A 16,462-nucleotide genomic window follows, 5' to 3' on the forward strand; every position below is an offset into this window, starting at 1 on the left:
GTCCTCCAGAGAACGGGTGCGTACACGCGAGGGTTCCCGTGCGGGGCGGGCTCAGCCGGGTACGTCCACGATCGCGTCGGCCCGTTTCCGGCCGGACGCCACCCGGCGCGCGTTCGCCTCGTCGGAGCGGAGCACCCACGAGCGGGCGCGGTCCGGGGACTTGCCGAACTCGACGTGGCGGGCGATCAGCCGCTCCACGCGCACCGCGTCGTCGACGTCGACCCACCACACCTCGTCCAGGAGCGGGCGGACGGCCGTCGACCACGGCGGCTCGTCGAGCAGCAGGTAGTTCCCCTCGGTGATGACCAGCGGGACGTCCGGCGGGACGGGCAGCGCGCCCGCCACCGGCTCCTCCAACTCCCGTTCAAAGCACGGCGCGTACACCGTCTCGTCGGGGTTCGGGGACCGCAGCCGGGCGAGAAGTGCCGCGTACCCGTACGCGTCGAAAGTGTCGGGCGCGCCCTTGCGGTCCGCGCGGCCGAGGCGCGCCAGCTCCCTGTCGGCGAGGTGGAAGCCGTCCATGGGAACCAGCACCGCCGCCCCGTCGAGCGCGTCCACCAGAGCCTCGGCGAGCGTGGACTTGCCCGCGCCGGGCGGGCCCGCGATACCGAGGAGGCGGCGCGGACCCGAGGCCGCCAGGGCGCGTGCGCGGGCGACCGGTTCATCGACGTACGACATGCCCCAGACCCTGCCAGACCAGAGCCTGCCGGACCGGGGCCTGCCGGACCGGGTGTCACCAGCTGATGGCGTCGTCCATCGACTGCTGCCAGTACGCGACCTTCAGCGAGTCGTCGATGCGGAGGCCTTCGGCGGGCAGCGACGGGTGGGCCGGGTTGAGGTTCTCGCTGCCGGTGCGGCCGGAGAAGTGGACGGTCAGGGACTTCTCCGTGTGGCCGTGCGCGCCGCTGCCGTCGGCGGCGGACAGGAGCACGGAGGCGTAGCCGGACTCCCCGGGCTTGAGCGTGACGACGGCCTGCGGCTTGGTGTCCTCGTCGACCGGGGGCACGGACTGGGCCTCGCCGAACTGAACGGCCGGGTAGCCGTACAGGTAGCAGGTGTTGCCGCCGGTGTTGGTGACCGTGAGCAGCATGTGGTTGAGGGGGCGGGTCAGCGGGGCCGCGACGGTCTTGGTGTTGGAGCCCTGGCAGGTGACGGCCTTGCCGGAGGACGCGGGGGTCTTCGTGGCGGGGGCGTTCGCGGCGGGCTTCGAGTCGGCGGGCGTGGACGTCTCGTCCGCGCCCGGCTTCTGCGAGCCGGGGGTGCCCGCCGCGGGGGACTGCGTCGCGGCCGCCTCCGAGGACGAGCCCGAGGAGGACCCCGTGGACGAGCTCGTGGACGAACCCTTCGACGCGCCTTCGTCGTTGACTCCCGTTCCGTCGTTGCACGCGGTCAGGGAGAGCGCGGCGAGGGCGACGGTCGCGGCGGCGGTGAGGAGACGGGTGCGGGAGGTGCGCTGAGCAGTCATCGGTCGAGCCCCTTCGGTGGTGCGGTGGGTGTGGTGCTTGGATGACCGGAGCTTGTGGGGTGATCCGTCCCAGCCGCCACAAATGCCGGGGAGTTCGGGACGCTGGAACGCCGAAACGGGCGCTGACCTGGGGAGATGACCTCCCCCTGGAACGGCGGACCGGGACGCGGGGGATGGAGGAACGGGTGTCCGAGGACTCGGGTGACGGCTTCGCCGCGCTGCTGCGGGAGCTGAAGGACCGCTCGGGGCTGAGCTACGGGACGCTGGCCAAGCGGATGCACATGAGCACGTCGACGCTGCACCGCTACTGCAACGGCACGGCCGTGCCGAACGACTACGCCCCGGTGGAGCGCCTGGCCCGCCTCTGCAAGGCCACACCGGACGAACTGCTGGACCTGCACCGTCACTGGATCCTGGCGGACGCGACCCGCGGCAAGAAGCCGACGCCTCCAGCAGCCGCACCGGCCTCAGGATCGGCTCCGGCAAATCAAGCCCCGCCGGCAATTCAAGCCCCGCTCTTGGACGAGAGCCCGCGAGGTCCGGGGCAGAGCCCCGCGACCTCAACCACGCCTCCCGCGCCCGCGCCCGCTCCCCACGACCCCGCCCCCCTCGTCACCGGCGCCCCGCTGAGCGGTGCCGCATCGCCACACCCCCGCCGCCGCACCGCACTGATTGCCTCCGCCGCGGCAGCCGTCGTCCTGGGAGCCGTGACCCTCGCCGTGAACCTGCCGTCCGGCAGCGCGGACGGCGCGGGCGGCGACGGCGAACAGCAGGCCGCCGGCCCCGCCGCCACCGCCTCCACGACCGGCACCGGCCACCCCGCTGCCCGGAAGCCGTCCGCCTCCGCCACTCCTTCCCCGAGCAGCAGCACCGCCGTCAGCGACAAGCCGTCCACCCCAGCGAAGACCGATGGAGCGGACGCGGCAGCCCCCGGCGGCCAGGACAACGGCGCCGCACCGCTCAACGTCGCCACCCGCCCCTACGTCTACGACAGCCCGTGCAGCCAGCACTTCCTCGTGGACAGCGGACCCGAACAGGTCGGCCCGCCCGCGGGCGAGCAGGACGCGCCGCGCTGGGCCGCCGCGTACGGGGCGGTCTCCTCGGGCGGACAGCGCGTCGCCCTCACCGTCCAGGGGACCGGCAAGGAGACCGTCGTCCTGGAGGACCTGCACGTACGCGTCGCGGGCAAGGACGCCCCGCTCGCGTGGAACGACTACTCGATGGGCGTCGGCTGCGGCGGCAACGTGGAGACCAAGTCGTTCGACGTCGACCTCGACAACGGCAGTCCCTCGGTCACCGTCAAGAACGGCCAGCGTGACTTCCCGTACAAGGTCAGCGAGTCCGACCCGGAGGTCTTCTACGTCACCGCGCACGCCAAGGCGCACGACGTCCGCTGGGACCTCACCCTCGACTGGTCGAGCGGCACCCGCCACGGCACCGTCCGCGTCGACAACGACGGCACCCCGTTCCGTACGAGTGGGAACTCCGGACGCCCCGGCTACGACTACCCGCTGGGCGGCAGCGAGTGGATCGAGCGCGAGGGCTAGCAGGAGCCCGCCCCGTACGGTCCGGGGCTCGCGGTCTCGGAAGGGCCCTGGCGGTCAGTGCCCGTGCGCCTCCTCCGGCGCGCGACGCGGCAGCAGTCGCAGCACCGGCAGGCACGCCGCCGTCACCACGAGGACCACGGCCAGGGAGACGGTCATCGCGTGGGCGGGGGCGCCCGCGTGGAAGTAGACCGTGGTGACGATCGCCGAGCCGAGGCCGTTGGCGAGCTGCTGGATCGCGGTGAGGGAGCCGGACGCGCTGCCCGCCTCGTCGGCGGAGACGTCGCCGAGGGCGAGGTCGAAGACCGTGCCGAAGCAGCAGCCCATGCCGAGTCCGGTGAGGAAGACCGCCGGGGCCATCGCCCACAGCGAGAGGCCGGTGCCCTGGGCGAGGACCAGGATCAGCAGCCAGGCGCCGCCCGCGAGGGTGAGGAGCAGGCCGAGCGTCACCACGTTCCGCCCGAGCTTCTTCGTCAGTCCGCCCATCGTGGCGAACGCCGCGACGATGATGCCGAGGGTGAGCGGGAGCAGCCCGAGCGCGGCGTCGCCGGGGGCCGCGCCGAGGCCCTGCTGCATGAACAGGGAGATCACGTAGATCAGACCCGAGGTCACCGCGAAGAACATCAGGCCGAGGATCAGGGCCGACGTGAAGCCCTTGTTCTTGAGCAGGGACGGCTTGATCAGCGGCTCGGGCGCGGTGCGCTGGCGGCGGAAGAACAGGGCGAGGATGAGCAGACCGGCCGCGAGCGAGCCGAGGGCGAGGGGGCCCCAGCCGCTGCTGGAACCCTCGATCAGGCCCAGCATCAGACCGAACATCGTCGCCGCGAGCAGCACCGAGCCGCGGGTGTCGACGGTGACCGTACGGTCGCCCTCGTCGCGCGGCAGCAGCCTGGCGGCGGCGAGCACGCCGACCGTGCCGAGGACCAGGTTGATCAGGAAGATGGGCCGCCAGGTCAGGCCCGCGATGTCGGCGTCGATCAGGAAGCCGGCCAGGATCGGGCCGCCGACCGACGACAGGCCGAGCAGCGGGCCGAACAGTCCGAACGCCTTGCTCATCTGCTCCCGCGAGAAGTTCCGCGTCATGATCGCCATGCCCTGCGGGATCAGCAGCGCGCCGAATGCACCCTGGAGGACGCGGGCCACGATCAGCAGCGCCGGGTCGGGGGAGAGCCCCGCGAGCGCGGAGGCGAGCGTGAAGCCCGTCATGCCGATCAGGAACAGGCGGCGCTGACCGTACTTGTCGCCGAGCCGCCCGCCGATGACGAGCAGCACGCCCATCGCGAGGGCGTACGCCGAGCCGAGCCATTTGACGAGGGCTTCGCCGCCGCCGATGTCGGCGACGATCGTCGGCGCCGCGATGTTGGTGACCGTCGAGTCGATCATGTCGAGCGCGTCGGCGAGCAGGACGAGCGCGAGGACCGTCCAGAAGGCGGCCTTGGAGAGCGCGGCGACGGGGCCGGAGGGCCCGGTCCCGGTCTCCGCTTCGGTGGTGTGGGTCGTGGACGTCATGACGGGCTCCTTCCGGTGAGTGCGCGCTGGGCGCGTGACGGCCTCGTTTCCATTTCAGAAAACCATAGCGACTATGAAAACGCAATCGCTACGACTTTGAAGTGAGTAGGGAGTGGCGGGTATCGTGGTGGCATGACGCAGACGCAGCAGACCCCCGGACGTCGCGAGCGCAAGAAGGCAGCCACCCGCAAGGCGCTCTCCGACGCGGCGCTGCGCCTCTTCCTCGAGCGCGGCTACGACAACGTCAAGGTCGCCGAGATCGCGGCCGCCGCCGACACCGCCCTCACCACGCTGTTCGCGCACTTCCCCGGCGGGAAGGAGGCGCTGATCCTCGGCGACAGCGAGGAACGCAAGACGTCACTGACGGCAGCCGTCCGCGAGCGCGCCGACGGCGTCTCCGTCCTGGACGCGCTGCACGAGTTCATGGCCGGCCGCGGCATGTTCTCCGACGACCTCGACAACGAGTTCCGGCGCAGGCTCGACCTCGTCGTCACCACCCCCGCCCTGCGCCGGCACGCCCGCACCCTGTGGGTGGAGTGCGAGGACGCCCTCGCCGACGTCATCGCGGAGGAGACGGAAGGGCTGGACGCGGGCGACGTGTCGTTGCGCATCCTCGCCCGCTACATCCTGGAACTCCCCGACCTCGTCGCCACGGACCCCGCCCCGCGCGAATCCCTCGCCGCCGCGTTCGACCGATTCCGGCGCGGCTGGCCCGAGTTGGCGTGACCACGGGCCCACGACGCACCGCGGCCCGCCCTCCCGGAAGGGAGGACGGGCCGCGGTGTACGTGCAGGTGCGGTCAGAGCTTCTCGGGCGTGCGGATGCCGAGGAGCGCCATGCCCCGGTGCAGCGTCCGGGCCGTCAGGTCGCACAGGAACAGGCGGTTCTCCACCTGCTCCGTCGAATCCGCCTTCAGGACCGGGCACTTGTCGTAGAACGTCGTGTACAGCGACGCCAGCTGGTACAGGTACGCGGCCAGCTTGTGCGGCGCGTACTCGGCGGCCGCCTCGAAGACCGTGTCGCCGAACGCGTCCAGGTGCAGACCCAACGCCCGCTCCGCCGGGGCGAGTTCGAGCTCCGCGTGCGCGGCCGGCTTCGAGTCTCCCGCCTTGCGCAGGATCGACTGGATACGGGCGTACGCGTACTGGAGGTAGACGGACGTGTCGCCGTTCAGCGACACCATCTGGTCCAGGTCGAACTTGTAGTCGCGGCTCGGCGACGTCGACAGGTCCGCGTACTTCACCGCGCCGATGCCGACCTGCGCGGCCCGCTCCTGGATCTCGTCCTCGCTGAGGTCCCGCGCCTTCTCCCGGACGACCTCGGCGGCACGCTGCACCGCCTCGTCGAGCAGGTCCTCCAGGCGCACCGTCTCACCCGCACGCGTCTTGAACGGCTTGCCGTCCGCGCCGAGCACCGTGCCGTACGCCATGTTGTGCGCACTCACCTCGTCGGAGAGCCAGCCCGCGCGCCGCGCCGTCTCGAAGACCATCTTGAAGTGCAGCGACTGGCGCACGTCCACGACGTACAGGAGCGACGTCGCGTCCAGGTCCTGGACGCGGTTGCGGATCGCCGTCAGGTCGGAGGCCGCGTAGCCGAAGCCGCCGTCCGCCTTCTGCACGATCAGCGGGACCGGCTGGTCGTCCTTGCCCTTGATGTCGTCGAAGAAGACGACGAGCGCGCCCTCCGAGCGGACCGCGACACCCGACTCCTCCAGGAGGCGGGCCGTCTCCGGCATGCCGTCGTTGTACGCCGACTCACCGACGATCTCGTCGTCGCGGATCTCCATGTCGAGCTTCTCGAAGACCGAGTAGAAGTAGACCTTCGACTCGTCGACGAACCGCTGCCACAGGTCGAGCGTCTCCTTGTCGCCGGACTGGAGCGCCACGACCCGCTTACGGGCCCGCTCCTTGAAGTCCTCGTCCGCGTCGAAGACGGCGCGCGAAGCCTTGTAGATCCGGTTCAGCGTCGACATGGCCTGCTCGCCGTCGGCGTCCGCACCGGCCTTCGGCAGCTCCTCCGGGTGCTCGATCACGTACTGGATGAGCATGCCGAACTGCGTGCCCCAGTCACCGATGTGGTGCCGGCCGATCGTCCGCTCGCCCGTGAAGTCGAGCATGCCGCGCAGCGCGTCACCGATCACGGCGGACCGCAGGTGGCCGACGTGCATCTCCTTCGCCACGTTCGGCTGCGCGTAGTCGATCACCGTGACGCCCGGCTCCGCCTTCGTCGGCACGCCGAGCCGGTCCGTGTCGGCGGCGCGCGCCGCGAGCGTCTCGGTGATCGCCTTGTCGGTGACCGTCACGTTCAGGAAGCCGGGGCCCGAGACCTCGACCTCGGCGATCAGCTCGCCGTTCGTGATCTTCTCGACGACCTGCGTGGCCAGCTCCCGCGGGTTCGCCTTCGCCTTCTTGGCGAGGGCCAGGATCCCGTTGGCCTGGTAGTCGGCCCGGTCGCTACGTCGCAGCAGCGGGTCCGCGCCGCCGGCCTCCGGCAGGGCGGAGGTCAGGGCGTCGGCAAGGCGTGCGTTGACGGAGGCGGTGATGGACGGGACCGGGGCCATGGGTAAGGGCTGCCGTTCTGGTCGGGGCTGGGTTGAAAGAGTCACAGCCAGTATTCCACGGGGCCGCAAAGCGGTTTTTCGGCATGCTCCCCGCGGCCCGCTGAACAACGCGTTTTTCCCAGGGCCCGGGTAGCTGGGACAATGGCAGCGCGCGCGGTACGCGCGCACACCCCCGATCACGGAGAGAAGGACGAGCCGACCGTGGCCCAGAGCACCGGAGCGGAGACCCAGGAGAACGCAGACTGGGTCTCCCGTTACGCGGACGATGTCATCGCCGAGTCCGAGCGGCGTGCCCCGGGCAAACCGATCGTCGTCGCCTCCGGCCTCTCCCCGTCAGGCCCGATCCACCTCGGCAACCTCCGCGAGGTCATGACCCCGCACCTGGTCGCCGACGAGGTCCGCCGCCGCGGGTACGAGGTCAGGCACCTGATCTCCTGGGACGACTTCGACCGCTACCGCAAGGTCCCGGCCGGCGTCCCCGGCGTCGACGAGTCCTGGGCCGAGCACATCGGCAAGCCGCTCACGTCCGTGCCCGCCCCCGCCGGATCCGCGTACCCGAACTGGGCGGAGCACTTCAAGGCCGCCATGACCTCGGCCCTCGCCGACCTCGGCGTCGAGTTCGACGGCATCAGCCAGACCGAGCAGTACCAGGCCGGCACGTACCGCGAGCAGATCCTGCACGCCATGAAGCACCGCGGCGACATCGACGCGATCCTTGATCAGTACCGCACGAAGAAGGATCCGAAGAAGCCGCAGAAGAACCAGAAGCCGGTCGACGAGGCCGAGCTGGAGGCCGCCGAGGGCTCCGGCGCGGCCGACGAGGACGACGGCAGCGGCGGCACGGGCGGCTACTACCCGTACAAGCCGTTCTGCGGCCAGTGCGGCAAGGACCTCACCACCGTCACCTCGTACGACGACGAGACGACGGAGCTGTCCTACACCTGCACCCTCGACGGCTTCACCGAGACCGTCCGGCTGTCGGAGTTCAACCGCGGCAAGCTGGTCTGGAAGGTCGACTGGCCGATGCGCTGGGCCTACGAGGGCGTCATCTTCGAGCCGTCCGGCGTGGACCACTCGTCGCCGGGCTCGTCGTTCCAGGTCGGCGGCCAGATCGTCGGCATCTTCGGCGGCAAGCAGCCCATCGGCCCGATGTACGCCTTCGTCGGCATCTCCGGCATGGCCAAGATGTCGTCGAGCAAGGGCGGGGTCCCCACCCCCAGCGACGCGCTCGAGATCATGGAGCCGCAGCTGCTGCGCTGGCTCTACGCCCGCCGCAGGCCCAACCAGTCGTTCAAGATCGCCTTCGACCAGGAGATCCAGCGGCTCTACGACGAGTGGGACAAGCTGAACGCGAAGGTCGCCGACGGCACCGCGCTGCCCGCCGACGCCGCCGCGCACAGCCGCGCCATCGGCGTCGCGGGCCGCGAACTGCCCCGCACCCCGCGCCCGCTGCCGTACCGCACGCTCGCCTCCGTCGCCGACGTCACCGCAGGGGACGCGGAGCAGACCCAGCGCATCCTCTCCGAGCTCGACCCGTCGAACCCGGTCACGGACCTGGACACCGTCCGCCCCCGGCTCGACAAGGCCGAGGCCTGGATCACCAAGTACGTACCCGCCGAGTCCCGCACCATCGTGCGCACCGAGCCCGACACCGAGGCGCTCGCCGCGCTCGACGAGCAGGGCCGCGAATCCATCCGCCTCCTCCTGGAGGGCCTGGACTCGCACTGGTCGCTCGACGGCCTGACCCACCACGTGTACGGCGTTCCGAAGGTCCAGGCCGGCTTCCCCGCCGACGCCACCGCCAAGGAACTCCCCGCCGAGATCAAGGTCGCCCAGCGCTCGTTCTTCGCGCTGCTCTACCACCTGCTCGTCGGCCGCGACACCGGGCCGCGACTGCCCACGCTGCTCCTCGCCGTCGGCGCGGACCGCGTGCGCAAGCTGCTCGGGGCCTGAGCACATGTGAGGGGCGGCACCGGATCCGATCCGGTGCCGCCCCTCACGCATGACCGCGCCCGCGCCTACGCGTAGTCGCTCATCATGTCCTGCTCGAAGCGGACCGCGAACTGGTTCATGTACCGCTGCACGTCCTCCGCCGTCAGCCGCTCCCCGTACTGCGCCTCCACGTTCGCCGCGAACGCCTTCGGCGTCGGCAGCCCCTCGCCCTCTATCGAGCCGCGGAACACCTGGTACAGCTCGTCGTCCGTCGGCTGCTCGACGAGATCCGGCGCGCCGTCACCCAACGGCCGCGTCCCGCCGGCCCCGTTGGGCACCGGGAACTCGGGCTCCTGGAACTCCGGCTCCCGGTACTGCGGTTCCACGTACTCAGGCTCCCGGTACTGCGGCTCCTGGTACTCCGGCTCCGGCTCCGGAGCGCGGGGAGCCGGCACCTGGGCCTGCGGCGGCCGCTCCTCGTACCGCTCCTCGTACCGACCCTGGTGCTCCGGCTCGGGAACGAACACCGGCGGCTCGAAGTTCGGGTCGTAGCCGCCCCGGTACTCCTTCCGCGGCTCCCCGTTGAACGCCGGCGGGACGTAACCCACGTTCCCCGAGGGCTGCTCGGGCCGCGGCTGCGCCGCCGTGAGCTGAGCCGGCGCCTCGCGCGGAGCGGGCGCGGCAGCCGGAACGGCCGGCAGCAGCGGCGCCTCGATACCCGCCGCCGCGAGACCCTCCGGCGCCGTCTGCGCCAGCGGCACCCCGTACCGCGCAAGCCGCAGCGGCATCAGCGACTCCACCGGAGCCTTCCGCCGCCACGCCCGCCCGAACCGCGAACGCAGCCGCGCCTGATAGACGAGCCGCTCCTGCTCCAACTTGATGACCTCGTCGTACGAACGCAGCTCCCACAGCTTCATCCGCCGCCACAACAAGAACGTAGGCAGCGGAGACAGCAGCCAGCGCGTGATGCGCACGCCCTCCATGTGCTTGTCCGCGGTGATGTCCGCGATCCGCCCGATCGCGTGCCGCGCCGCCTCCACGGCCACCACGAAGAGGATCGGGATCACCGCGTGCATGCCGGTGCCCAGCGGATCGGGCCAGGCCGCCGCGCCGTTGAAGGCGATCGTGGCCGCCGTCAGCAGCCACGCCGTCTGACGCAGCAACGGGAACGGAATCCGGATCCACGTCAGCAGCAGATCCAGTGCAAGGAGCACACAGATACCGGCGTCGATACCGATCGGGAAGACGTACGAGAAGCTCCCGAAGCCCTTTTGCAGGGCCAACTCCCGCACAGCGGCGTACGAACCGGCGAAACCGATGGCGGCGATGACCACCGCCCCGGCGATGACCACCCCCACGAGTATCCGGTGCGTCCGTGTCAGCTTCAGTGGCGCGGCCACTCCACTTCCCCTCCAAGTTCCGGCTGTTGCGGCCAACAGACTGGCACATGCGTGCGCAAGGGCGCGGGCCGGTACGCGCGGAAGCCCGGCCCCCCAAGGGGGAACCGGGCTTCCGTCAGAAGATCGACCAGGAGGTCAGCGGGCCGCGATCACGCGCCCTTCTCGGACTCCTAGGACTTCTCGGACTTCTCCGAGTCCTTGGACTTCTCCGAGTCCTTGGAGTCCTTGGAGCCCTTGGACTCCTTGGCGGGGGTCGACGGCTTCGCCGAACCGCCGGCGTCGCCACCCTTGGCGGACTCGATGACCTTGGCCACCGCTTCCTTCGCCGCCTTCTGCGCGTCCTTCGACAGCGAGCCCGCGGCGGGGGCGTCCTCGCCCGCAAGACCCGAACCGTTGTAGTCGACCGTCACCACGACGTTGTCCACGCGCGACACGATCGTCTGCTGCTTGGACGTGACGGTGTCCTTCTTGTCCTTGTACTTCCGGTCGTAGCTGATCTGCGTCGCCACGTCGCCCGTCTTGGACACCGGCATCGTCTTGACGTCCTTGGCGCCCTTGGTCGCCTTGGCGTCCGCGATCTGCTTCGCGTAGTAGCTCGTGGCCAGCTTGTCGCCGCTGCCCCGGTTCACATCCGAGTCGAAACGGACCAACGACACATTGAGCCAGCGGAACTGCGAGCCCTTCACGCCGTTGTTCTCCAGGCTGGACCAGGAGCAGTTCGCGCGCGTCGACTCGTCGTCGGACGCGCCGGCCTTGCTCTCGGCCTTCGGAACCAGGTCGCCCAGCGTGTCCTTCGAGAACGCCGAGCACGCCTGCGGCAGCTCCTTGTACGTCGCGGGCGTGACCTTCTTCGCCTTGGCGCCCGAGGTCGAGGCCGAGGCCTTCGCCTGCGAGTCGTCCTTCGCGCTGTCGGAACCGGAACCGGACGAGCAGCCGGCTACGACGAGAACCGCAGGCACGGCGGCCGCGCAGACAAGGGTGCGGGTGAGTCGCTTGGTCGGACGGTGCATGGTTCCTTCACTAGGACGCTGACAGGGCCACGGCCCCGACACGTGATGACCATTCGACCTTCACGAGTGGGGTCCGATGGGTCACCGTACGCCGTGGCCGACACGCACGTCTCGCCTTCACCATGCCACCGGGCTGTGCCCGAATGCCCCTAATCGCCGAACTTGCCGACCAGGTTCCCGGCCAGATTCCGGGCTGTGTCCTGCATTTCCTTGCTGTCCGGCACCTTCGCTGCGGTCGCCGACTGCACCTCGTACCGGACGGTCACCAACACATTCGACGTGCGGAACGCCACAGTCACCGTGCGGTGCCGACCGGTCGTCGGACCCGCCAGCACGTCGTCGACGAACGCCTCGTCGCCGAGGTCGTCGAGCAGTCGCGGCTGAAGATCAGCAGACGTCCCGGAGGGCGACCCACTGCCCGAGGCGGAGGAGCTGGGTGAGCCGGGGGAGTCGGAGGCATCGCCGCCCTTGGCGTCGGAGGCGTCGGCCGACGGCTCGTCCGAGGCCTCCGACGACGCGGAAGCCGAGGCCTCCGACGCCACCGGCTCCGGCAGATGGGCCGCGTCCGCCTTCGACGCGAACACGGACGCCGCACGGTCGTCATCGCTCACCGCCGTGTCGTACGACACCACACGCTCGAAGTCGAGGCTCAGACGATGCGTGCCGTCCCGGGCCGAATCGTCCTTCCACCGGCACCCGACCCGGCGATCCGTGTCGTACGTGACCGTGGCCACACCCTCGTACGCCTTCTCCCGCTGCTCCGCGTCCGGGAGCTTCCTGATGCCGGGCAGCATCTCGTCCAGCGTGCCCCGGTCGGGCTGGCTGCACGGCTCGGGCAGCGTCCGGTACTTGCCCGGCTCCGCGGTCGACGCGGTCGCGGTCGGCTCACCCGGCTTCGAGTCGTCGGCCCCGCCGTCGCCGTCGGAACCACTGGTGCAGCCGGCGAGCACAGCCGCAAGGAGCACGGCGACACCCGGTACGAACGCGTACGACTTCCGCTGCACCCTGAGGCTCCTCTCGGCGCTTCGCGCCTGGTTAATCGGTTGCCGCGACGGGGCGGCCAATGGGCACCATGTCTATCGCACGCGCCGCCGTGAATGCCGGTCCGGCATCCGATTTGCCGCGCTGGCGCCGGTATTTGCGCTACATCCATTTCCGCTGCTTCAACTCGAAGTTGACCAACTCGTACCAACTCATCCGATCCTCGGGGGATTTCATGTCATACGTAGAGGTTCCGGGCGCCAAGGTCCCGATCCGCATGTGGGCCGACCCGGCCACGGTGGACCCGGGCGCGCTCCAGCAGCTCCAGAACGTGGCGACGCTCCCCTGGATCAAGGGCCTGGCCGTCATGCCCGACGTCCACTACGGAAAGGGCGCCACGGTCGGCTCGGTGATCGCGATGCAGGGCGCGGTCTGCCCGGCGGCGGTCGGCGTCGACATCGGCTGCGGAATGAGTGCGGTAAAGACGTCCCTGACAGCGAACGACCTCCCGGGCGACCTGTCCCGCCTCCGCTCGAAGATCGAGCAGGCGATTCCGGTGGGCCGCGGCATGCATGACGAGCCGGTGGATCCGGGCCGGCTGCACGGGTTCGCCACGGGTGGGTGGGACGACTTCTGGGGACGGTTCGGCGGGGTCGCCGATGCGGTGAAGTTCCGGGAGGGGCGGGCCGTGAGGCAGATGGGAACGCTAGGCTCGGGCAACCACTTTGTAGAGTTTTGCGTAGATATGTCTGATTCGGTCTGGCTCATGCTGCACTCCGGTTCCCGCAACATCGGCAAGGAACTGGCGGACCATCACATCGGCGTGGCGCAGAGCCTGGCGCACAACCAGAACCTGGTCGACCGCGACCTCGCCGTGTTCATCGCGGAGACCCCGCAGATGGCGGCGTACCGCAACGACCTGTTCTGGGCGCAGGAGTACGCCAAGTACAACCGCACGATCATGATGGCGCTCTTCAAGGACGTGATCCGCAAGGAGTTCAAGAAGGCGAAGCCGACGTTCGAGCCGGAGATCAGTGCTCACCACAATTACGTGAGCGAGGAACGGTACGAGGGTGTCGACCTGCTGGTCACCCGCAAGGGGGCGATCCGCGCGGGCTCCGGCGAGTACGGGATCATCCCCGGTTCCATGGGCACGGGCTCGTACATCGTGAAGGGCCTCGGCAACGCGGCGTCCTTCAACTCCGCGTCGCACGGCGCGGGCCGGAAGATGAGCCGGAACGCCGCGAAGAAGCGCTTCTCGACGCGAGACCTGGAGGAGCAGACGCGGGGCGTGGAGTGCCGCAAGGACTCCGGCGTCGTGGACGAGATCCCGGGCGCGTACAAGCCGATCGAGCAGGTCATCGACCAGCAGCGGGACCTCGTGGAGGTCGTGGCCAAGCTCAAGCAGGTCGTCTGTGTGAAGGGCTGACCCACTGGGGCCGCGCGTACCCTGGGCTGCGATTCAGTGGATCGTCGCCGAAAGGTAGGGCAAGACCATGGCTCCCGCCCCCGCATCCCGTATTGCCGTCGTCACGGGCGCGAGCAGTGGCATTGGTGCTGCTACTGCTCGGCAGCTGGCGGCCGAGGGGTATCGCGTGGTGCTCACGGCTCGCCGGCAGGACCGGATCGACGCGGTCGCGAAGGAGATCACGGCTGCTGGGCACGATGCCGTCGCGTACGCGTTGGACGTGACCGATCGGGCTGCCGTCGACGAGTTCGCTTCCGCGTTCAAGACCATCGGCGTGCTCGTGAACAACGCCGGTGGCGCCCTCGGTGCCGATCCCGTTGCCACCGGGGACCCGGATCAGTGGCGGCAGATGTACGAGACGAACGTCATCGGCACGCTCAATGTCACGCAGGCGCTGCTGCCCGCCCTCACCGCGAGTGGGGATGGGACTGTTGTTGTTCTGTCGTCGACCGCTGGGCATGGGACGTATGAAGGTGGGGGCGGGTACGTCGCCGCCAAGCATGGGGAGCACGTGCTCGCGGAGACGCTGCGGCTCGAGATCGTCGGGACTCCGGTGCGGGTCATCGAGGTCGCGCCGGGGATGGTGAAGACCGATGAGTTCGCGCTGACCCGGTTCGGCGGGGACGAGGAGAAGGCCGCGAAGGTGTACCAGGGCGTGGCCGAGCCGCTGAGCGCGGACGATGTCGCCGACACCATCAGCTGGGCCGTGACCCGGCCGCCGCACGTGAACATCGACCTGCTGGTGGTGCGGCCGCGTGCTCAGGCGTCCAACACCAAGGTGCATCGTGAGCAGTCATAGCTCCGAGCAGGCTGGTGAGAGCGATCCGCTCGACGTGCTTCAGCGGGAGTACGACGAGCGGCGTCGCGCGGAGGAGAAGCGCGGCGAGCGGTACATGTGGTGGTACCTGGGGTACTTCCTGTTCGGGATTCATATCGTCGCGTTCGTGATGATCTACGCGATCAAGCACGCCAACTAGCCTGCGTATGCCGTCGGGGGTACCCCCACCGTCGATGTGAAGTCCCGTACGAGGTGGGCCTGGTCCGCGTAGCCGAGGTCGGCGGCCAGGGCGGCCCAGTCGATGTTGCGGCGGGCCGCGGCCGTCTCCACCGCCTCGTGGATGCGGTAGCGCAGGATGCACCACTTGGGGCTGACGCCCACGTACGCGTGGAAGAGGCGTTGCAGCGACCGCACCGTCATGCCCTCGGCCTGCGCGAAGTCGGCTACGCGGCGGACCCCACGGTCGGCTCTTATGCGGTCGACCAGGCCGATCGCGAGCTCCGCCTGCGGGTCGGGTGCGGTGGGGGCGAGGGGCAGCAGGTACGCGTCGAGGGCGGCGATCCGGCCCGCGTCGTCGGTGGTGTCTGCGGGGGAGAGGATGGCCGCCGGGTCCGTGGCCGGGAAGATCTCCTCGTAGGGCAGGACGCGGCCCGTCCACTCCGAGACCGGCGCGTCCGGCGCGAACGGTCGGAACGCCCCGGGCCGGAACTTCACCCCGCACACCCTTCCCCGCCCGTGGATCTTGCGCGTGTAGAGGCCGGGCGCGGCGACGCCGGTCAGCTCCCCGTACGGCGGCTGGTCGATGTCGTCCTGCTGGAAGGTGAGGTGCACGGACGGGTGGGGCAGCACGTTCGATGCGTAGGGCTCCGGCAGGTCCCAGTCGATGAACCAGTAGTTCTCGACGTGCCGGCGCAGCGGCTCGGCGGGTTCGTGGTGCCGCAGCCGTACGCGCGTGAGCAGCGCGGTCGGCTCGACGATCCCGCGGGTGTCGGGGCGGTCCTGCGACATGTCCTGTGACATGGGGAGAGCGTAGAGCGGGGCACTGACAGTGCGGTTCCGTGGCGTCGTGTTTCTTCAAGCCGGGCGGGCCGTGCGCTCGTAGCGTCGAGTCATGGACACGAACGAGAACACGAACGAGAACACGAACGAGAAGCAGACGCACACGAAGTCCCTGGGCGCGCTGCTCGCCGCGGCCGTCTCCCGTGCCGTCCCGGTCGTCGCCGGGATCGAGGACAAGGCCCTCGATGCCCCCACGCCGTGCGCGGACTACGACGTGAGGGCCCTGGCCAACCACCTTCTCCACGTGGTCGTCGAGTTCCAGAAGCTCGCGGTGAAGCAGGACTCCGACTTCTCCTCGCCGCCGGACTACGTGGCGGAGGCCGACTGGCGGGAGCGGTTCGCGCGTGAGGCGGAGGCGCTGGTCGAGGCCTGGTCCACGCCCGGGGCCGAGGAGGGGACGACCGGGGCGCTGAACATGCCGGCGCGGACCGTGGGCGGGATGGCGCTGCTGGATCTGACCGCGCACGCGTGGGATCTGGCGCGGGCGACCGGCCAGGAGTACGGGGCCGATCCGGCGGTGGTGGCGGAGCTCACGGAGGTCGTGGAGCGGCTCGCGCCGACGGGCCGGGAGATGGGGGTGTTCGGGGCGGCCGTGCCGGTGGGCGCGGACGCGGATCCGCTCACTCGCCTGCTGGCCGCCACGGGCCGGGATCCGTACGGGAAGTAGGTGGCGACGGCGTCGGGGAATAGCGCGCGACCGTGCACCGTTCCGGAGGTATAGTTGAAGCGTCAACAACCTGCGGAAGGTGAGCAAGG

At 70.1% G+C, this 16,462-nt stretch carries 15 protein-coding genes; 7 read left to right on the forward strand and 8 right to left on the reverse strand.

Translation table 11 applies throughout. The features are described from left to right. Positions 1-51: 51 nt before the first annotated feature. Both OHA73_RS24940 and OHA73_RS24945 read right to left on the reverse strand, forming a co-directional pair. Positions 52-678: a nucleoside/nucleotide kinase family protein gene (locus OHA73_RS24940; protein ID WP_327656171.1), complete on the reverse strand. Its 627-nt coding sequence runs from the start codon at positions 676-678 to the stop codon at positions 52-54. Between the two features lie 55 nt (positions 679-733). Next, complete coding sequence (locus OHA73_RS24945; RefSeq protein ID WP_327656172.1) at positions 734-1,465, reverse strand: DUF4232 domain-containing protein; 732 nt, start codon at positions 1,463-1,465, stop codon at positions 734-736. 173 nt (positions 1,466-1,638) lie between these two features. On the opposite strand from OHA73_RS24945, the gene OHA73_RS24950 reads away from it, so the two are divergent. Continuing rightward, positions 1,639-3,012 (forward strand): helix-turn-helix domain-containing protein, encoded by a 1,374-nt coding sequence (locus tag OHA73_RS24950; RefSeq protein WP_327656173.1) that lies wholly within the window; start codon positions 1,639-1,641, stop codon positions 3,010-3,012. A gap of 54 nt (positions 3,013-3,066) precedes the next feature. Here the strand turns inward: OHA73_RS24950 and OHA73_RS24955 are convergent, their stop codons facing one another. After that, positions 3,067-4,518, reverse strand: coding sequence for an MFS transporter (locus OHA73_RS24955; RefSeq protein WP_327656174.1), 1,452 nt, complete (start codon positions 4,516-4,518; stop codon positions 3,067-3,069). A gap of 132 nt (positions 4,519-4,650) precedes the next feature. Here OHA73_RS24955 and OHA73_RS24960 point away from each other — a divergent pair, with 132 nt between their 5' ends. Further along, positions 4,651-5,244: a TetR/AcrR family transcriptional regulator gene (locus OHA73_RS24960; RefSeq protein WP_267069591.1), complete on the forward strand. Its 594-nt coding sequence runs from the start codon at positions 4,651-4,653 to the stop codon at positions 5,242-5,244. Between the two features lie 73 nt (positions 5,245-5,317). On the opposite strand, the gene argS is transcribed toward OHA73_RS24960, so the two are convergent. Further along, positions 5,318-7,078: an arginine--tRNA ligase gene (gene argS / locus OHA73_RS24965; RefSeq protein ID WP_327656175.1), complete on the reverse strand. Its 1,761-nt coding sequence runs from the start codon at positions 7,076-7,078 to the stop codon at positions 5,318-5,320. A 141-nt stretch (positions 7,079-7,219) separates the two neighbouring features. Between argS and lysS the strand changes: the two genes are divergently transcribed. Beyond that, entirely contained in the window at positions 7,220-9,031 is a 1,812-nt protein-coding gene (gene lysS / locus OHA73_RS24970) for a lysine--tRNA ligase (protein ID WP_267069589.1), read from the forward strand. A 65-nt stretch (positions 9,032-9,096) separates the two neighbouring features. Here lysS and OHA73_RS24975 read toward each other — a convergent pair whose 3' ends face one another. The 3 genes from OHA73_RS24975 to OHA73_RS24985 form a co-directional block, all read right to left on the reverse strand. Beyond that, positions 9,097-10,410 (reverse strand): DUF2637 domain-containing protein, encoded by a 1,314-nt coding sequence (locus OHA73_RS24975; protein WP_267069588.1) that lies wholly within the window; start codon positions 10,408-10,410, stop codon positions 9,097-9,099. 170 nt (positions 10,411-10,580) lie between these two features. Beyond that, positions 10,581-11,420, reverse strand: coding sequence for a DUF3558 family protein (locus OHA73_RS24980; RefSeq protein WP_267069587.1), 840 nt, complete (start codon positions 11,418-11,420; stop codon positions 10,581-10,583). A gap of 149 nt (positions 11,421-11,569) precedes the next feature. Beyond that, complete coding sequence (locus OHA73_RS24985; RefSeq protein WP_266712798.1) at positions 11,570-12,424, reverse strand: DUF3558 domain-containing protein; 855 nt, start codon at positions 12,422-12,424, stop codon at positions 11,570-11,572. A gap of 212 nt (positions 12,425-12,636) precedes the next feature. On the opposite strand from OHA73_RS24985, the gene OHA73_RS24990 reads away from it, so the two are divergent. From OHA73_RS24990 to OHA73_RS25000, 3 genes are all read left to right on the forward strand, one after another. Next, positions 12,637-13,830 carry an RtcB family protein gene (locus OHA73_RS24990; RefSeq protein ID WP_267069586.1) on the forward strand — a complete coding sequence of 398 codons (1,194 nt, stop codon included), beginning with the start codon at positions 12,637-12,639 and terminating at the stop codon, positions 13,828-13,830. Between the two features lie 67 nt (positions 13,831-13,897). After that, positions 13,898-14,668 (forward strand): SDR family NAD(P)-dependent oxidoreductase, encoded by a 771-nt coding sequence (locus OHA73_RS24995; RefSeq protein ID WP_266712802.1) that lies wholly within the window; start codon positions 13,898-13,900, stop codon positions 14,666-14,668. Next, on the forward strand, positions 14,655-14,846 hold the full coding sequence (locus tag OHA73_RS25000; RefSeq protein ID WP_267073048.1) for a hypothetical protein: 192 nt from the start codon (positions 14,655-14,657) through the stop codon (positions 14,844-14,846). Before OHA73_RS24995 ends, OHA73_RS25000 begins: the two co-directional genes overlap by 14 nt. Here the strand turns inward: OHA73_RS25000 and OHA73_RS25005 are convergent. Beyond that, positions 14,843-15,655 (reverse strand): helix-turn-helix domain-containing protein, encoded by an 813-nt coding sequence (locus tag OHA73_RS25005; protein ID WP_267072821.1) that lies wholly within the window; start codon positions 15,653-15,655, stop codon positions 14,843-14,845. The two genes, OHA73_RS25000 and OHA73_RS25005, sit on opposite strands and share 4 nt — an antisense overlap. Positions 15,656-15,758: 103 nt before the next feature. On the opposite strand from OHA73_RS25005, the gene OHA73_RS25010 reads away from it, so the two are divergent. Continuing rightward, positions 15,759-16,373, forward strand: a complete 615-nt coding sequence (locus OHA73_RS25010) for a TIGR03086 family metal-binding protein (RefSeq protein WP_267069585.1) — start codon at positions 15,759-15,761, stop codon at positions 16,371-16,373. The last annotated feature ends 89 nt before the right edge of the window (positions 16,374-16,462 follow it).

The organism is Streptomyces sp. NBC_00483 (assembly GCF_036013745.1).
Taxonomy (GTDB): domain Bacteria; phylum Actinomycetota; class Actinomycetes; order Streptomycetales; family Streptomycetaceae; genus Streptomyces.

What these genes read in the sequence shown, in the direction of transcription:
- OHA73_RS24990 (WP_267069586.1), top strand. Translation starts at nt 12,637, where the DNA reads ATGTCATACGTAGAGGTTCCGGGCGCCAAGGTCCCGATCCGCATGTGG.
- argS (WP_327656175.1), bottom strand. Translation starts at nt 7,078, where the DNA reads ATGGCCCCGGTCCCGTCCATCACCGCCTCCGTCAACGCACGCCTTGCC.
- OHA73_RS24940 (WP_327656171.1), bottom strand. Translation starts at nt 678, where the DNA reads ATGTCGTACGTCGATGAACCGGTCGCCCGCGCACGCGCCCTGGCGGCC.
- OHA73_RS24995 (WP_266712802.1), top strand. Translation starts at nt 13,898, where the DNA reads ATGGCTCCCGCCCCCGCATCCCGTATTGCCGTCGTCACGGGCGCGAGC.
- OHA73_RS24960 (WP_267069591.1), top strand. Translation starts at nt 4,651, where the DNA reads ATGACGCAGACGCAGCAGACCCCCGGACGTCGCGAGCGCAAGAAGGCA.
- OHA73_RS24955 (WP_327656174.1), bottom strand. Translation starts at nt 4,518, where the DNA reads ATGACGTCCACGACCCACACCACCGAAGCGGAGACCGGGACCGGGCCC.
- OHA73_RS25005 (WP_267072821.1), bottom strand. Translation starts at nt 15,655, where the DNA reads ATGTCGCAGGACCGCCCCGACACCCGCGGGATCGTCGAGCCGACCGCG.
- lysS (WP_267069589.1), top strand. Translation starts at nt 7,220, where the DNA reads ATGGCAGCGCGCGCGGTACGCGCGCACACCCCCGATCACGGAGAGAAG.
- OHA73_RS24980 (WP_267069587.1), bottom strand. Translation starts at nt 11,420, where the DNA reads ATGCACCGTCCGACCAAGCGACTCACCCGCACCCTTGTCTGCGCGGCC.
- OHA73_RS24950 (WP_327656173.1), top strand. Translation starts at nt 1,639, where the DNA reads ATGGAGGAACGGGTGTCCGAGGACTCGGGTGACGGCTTCGCCGCGCTG.
- OHA73_RS24945 (WP_327656172.1), bottom strand. Translation starts at nt 1,465, where the DNA reads ATGACTGCTCAGCGCACCTCCCGCACCCGTCTCCTCACCGCCGCCGCG.
- OHA73_RS25010 (WP_267069585.1), top strand. Translation starts at nt 15,759, where the DNA reads ATGGACACGAACGAGAACACGAACGAGAACACGAACGAGAAGCAGACG.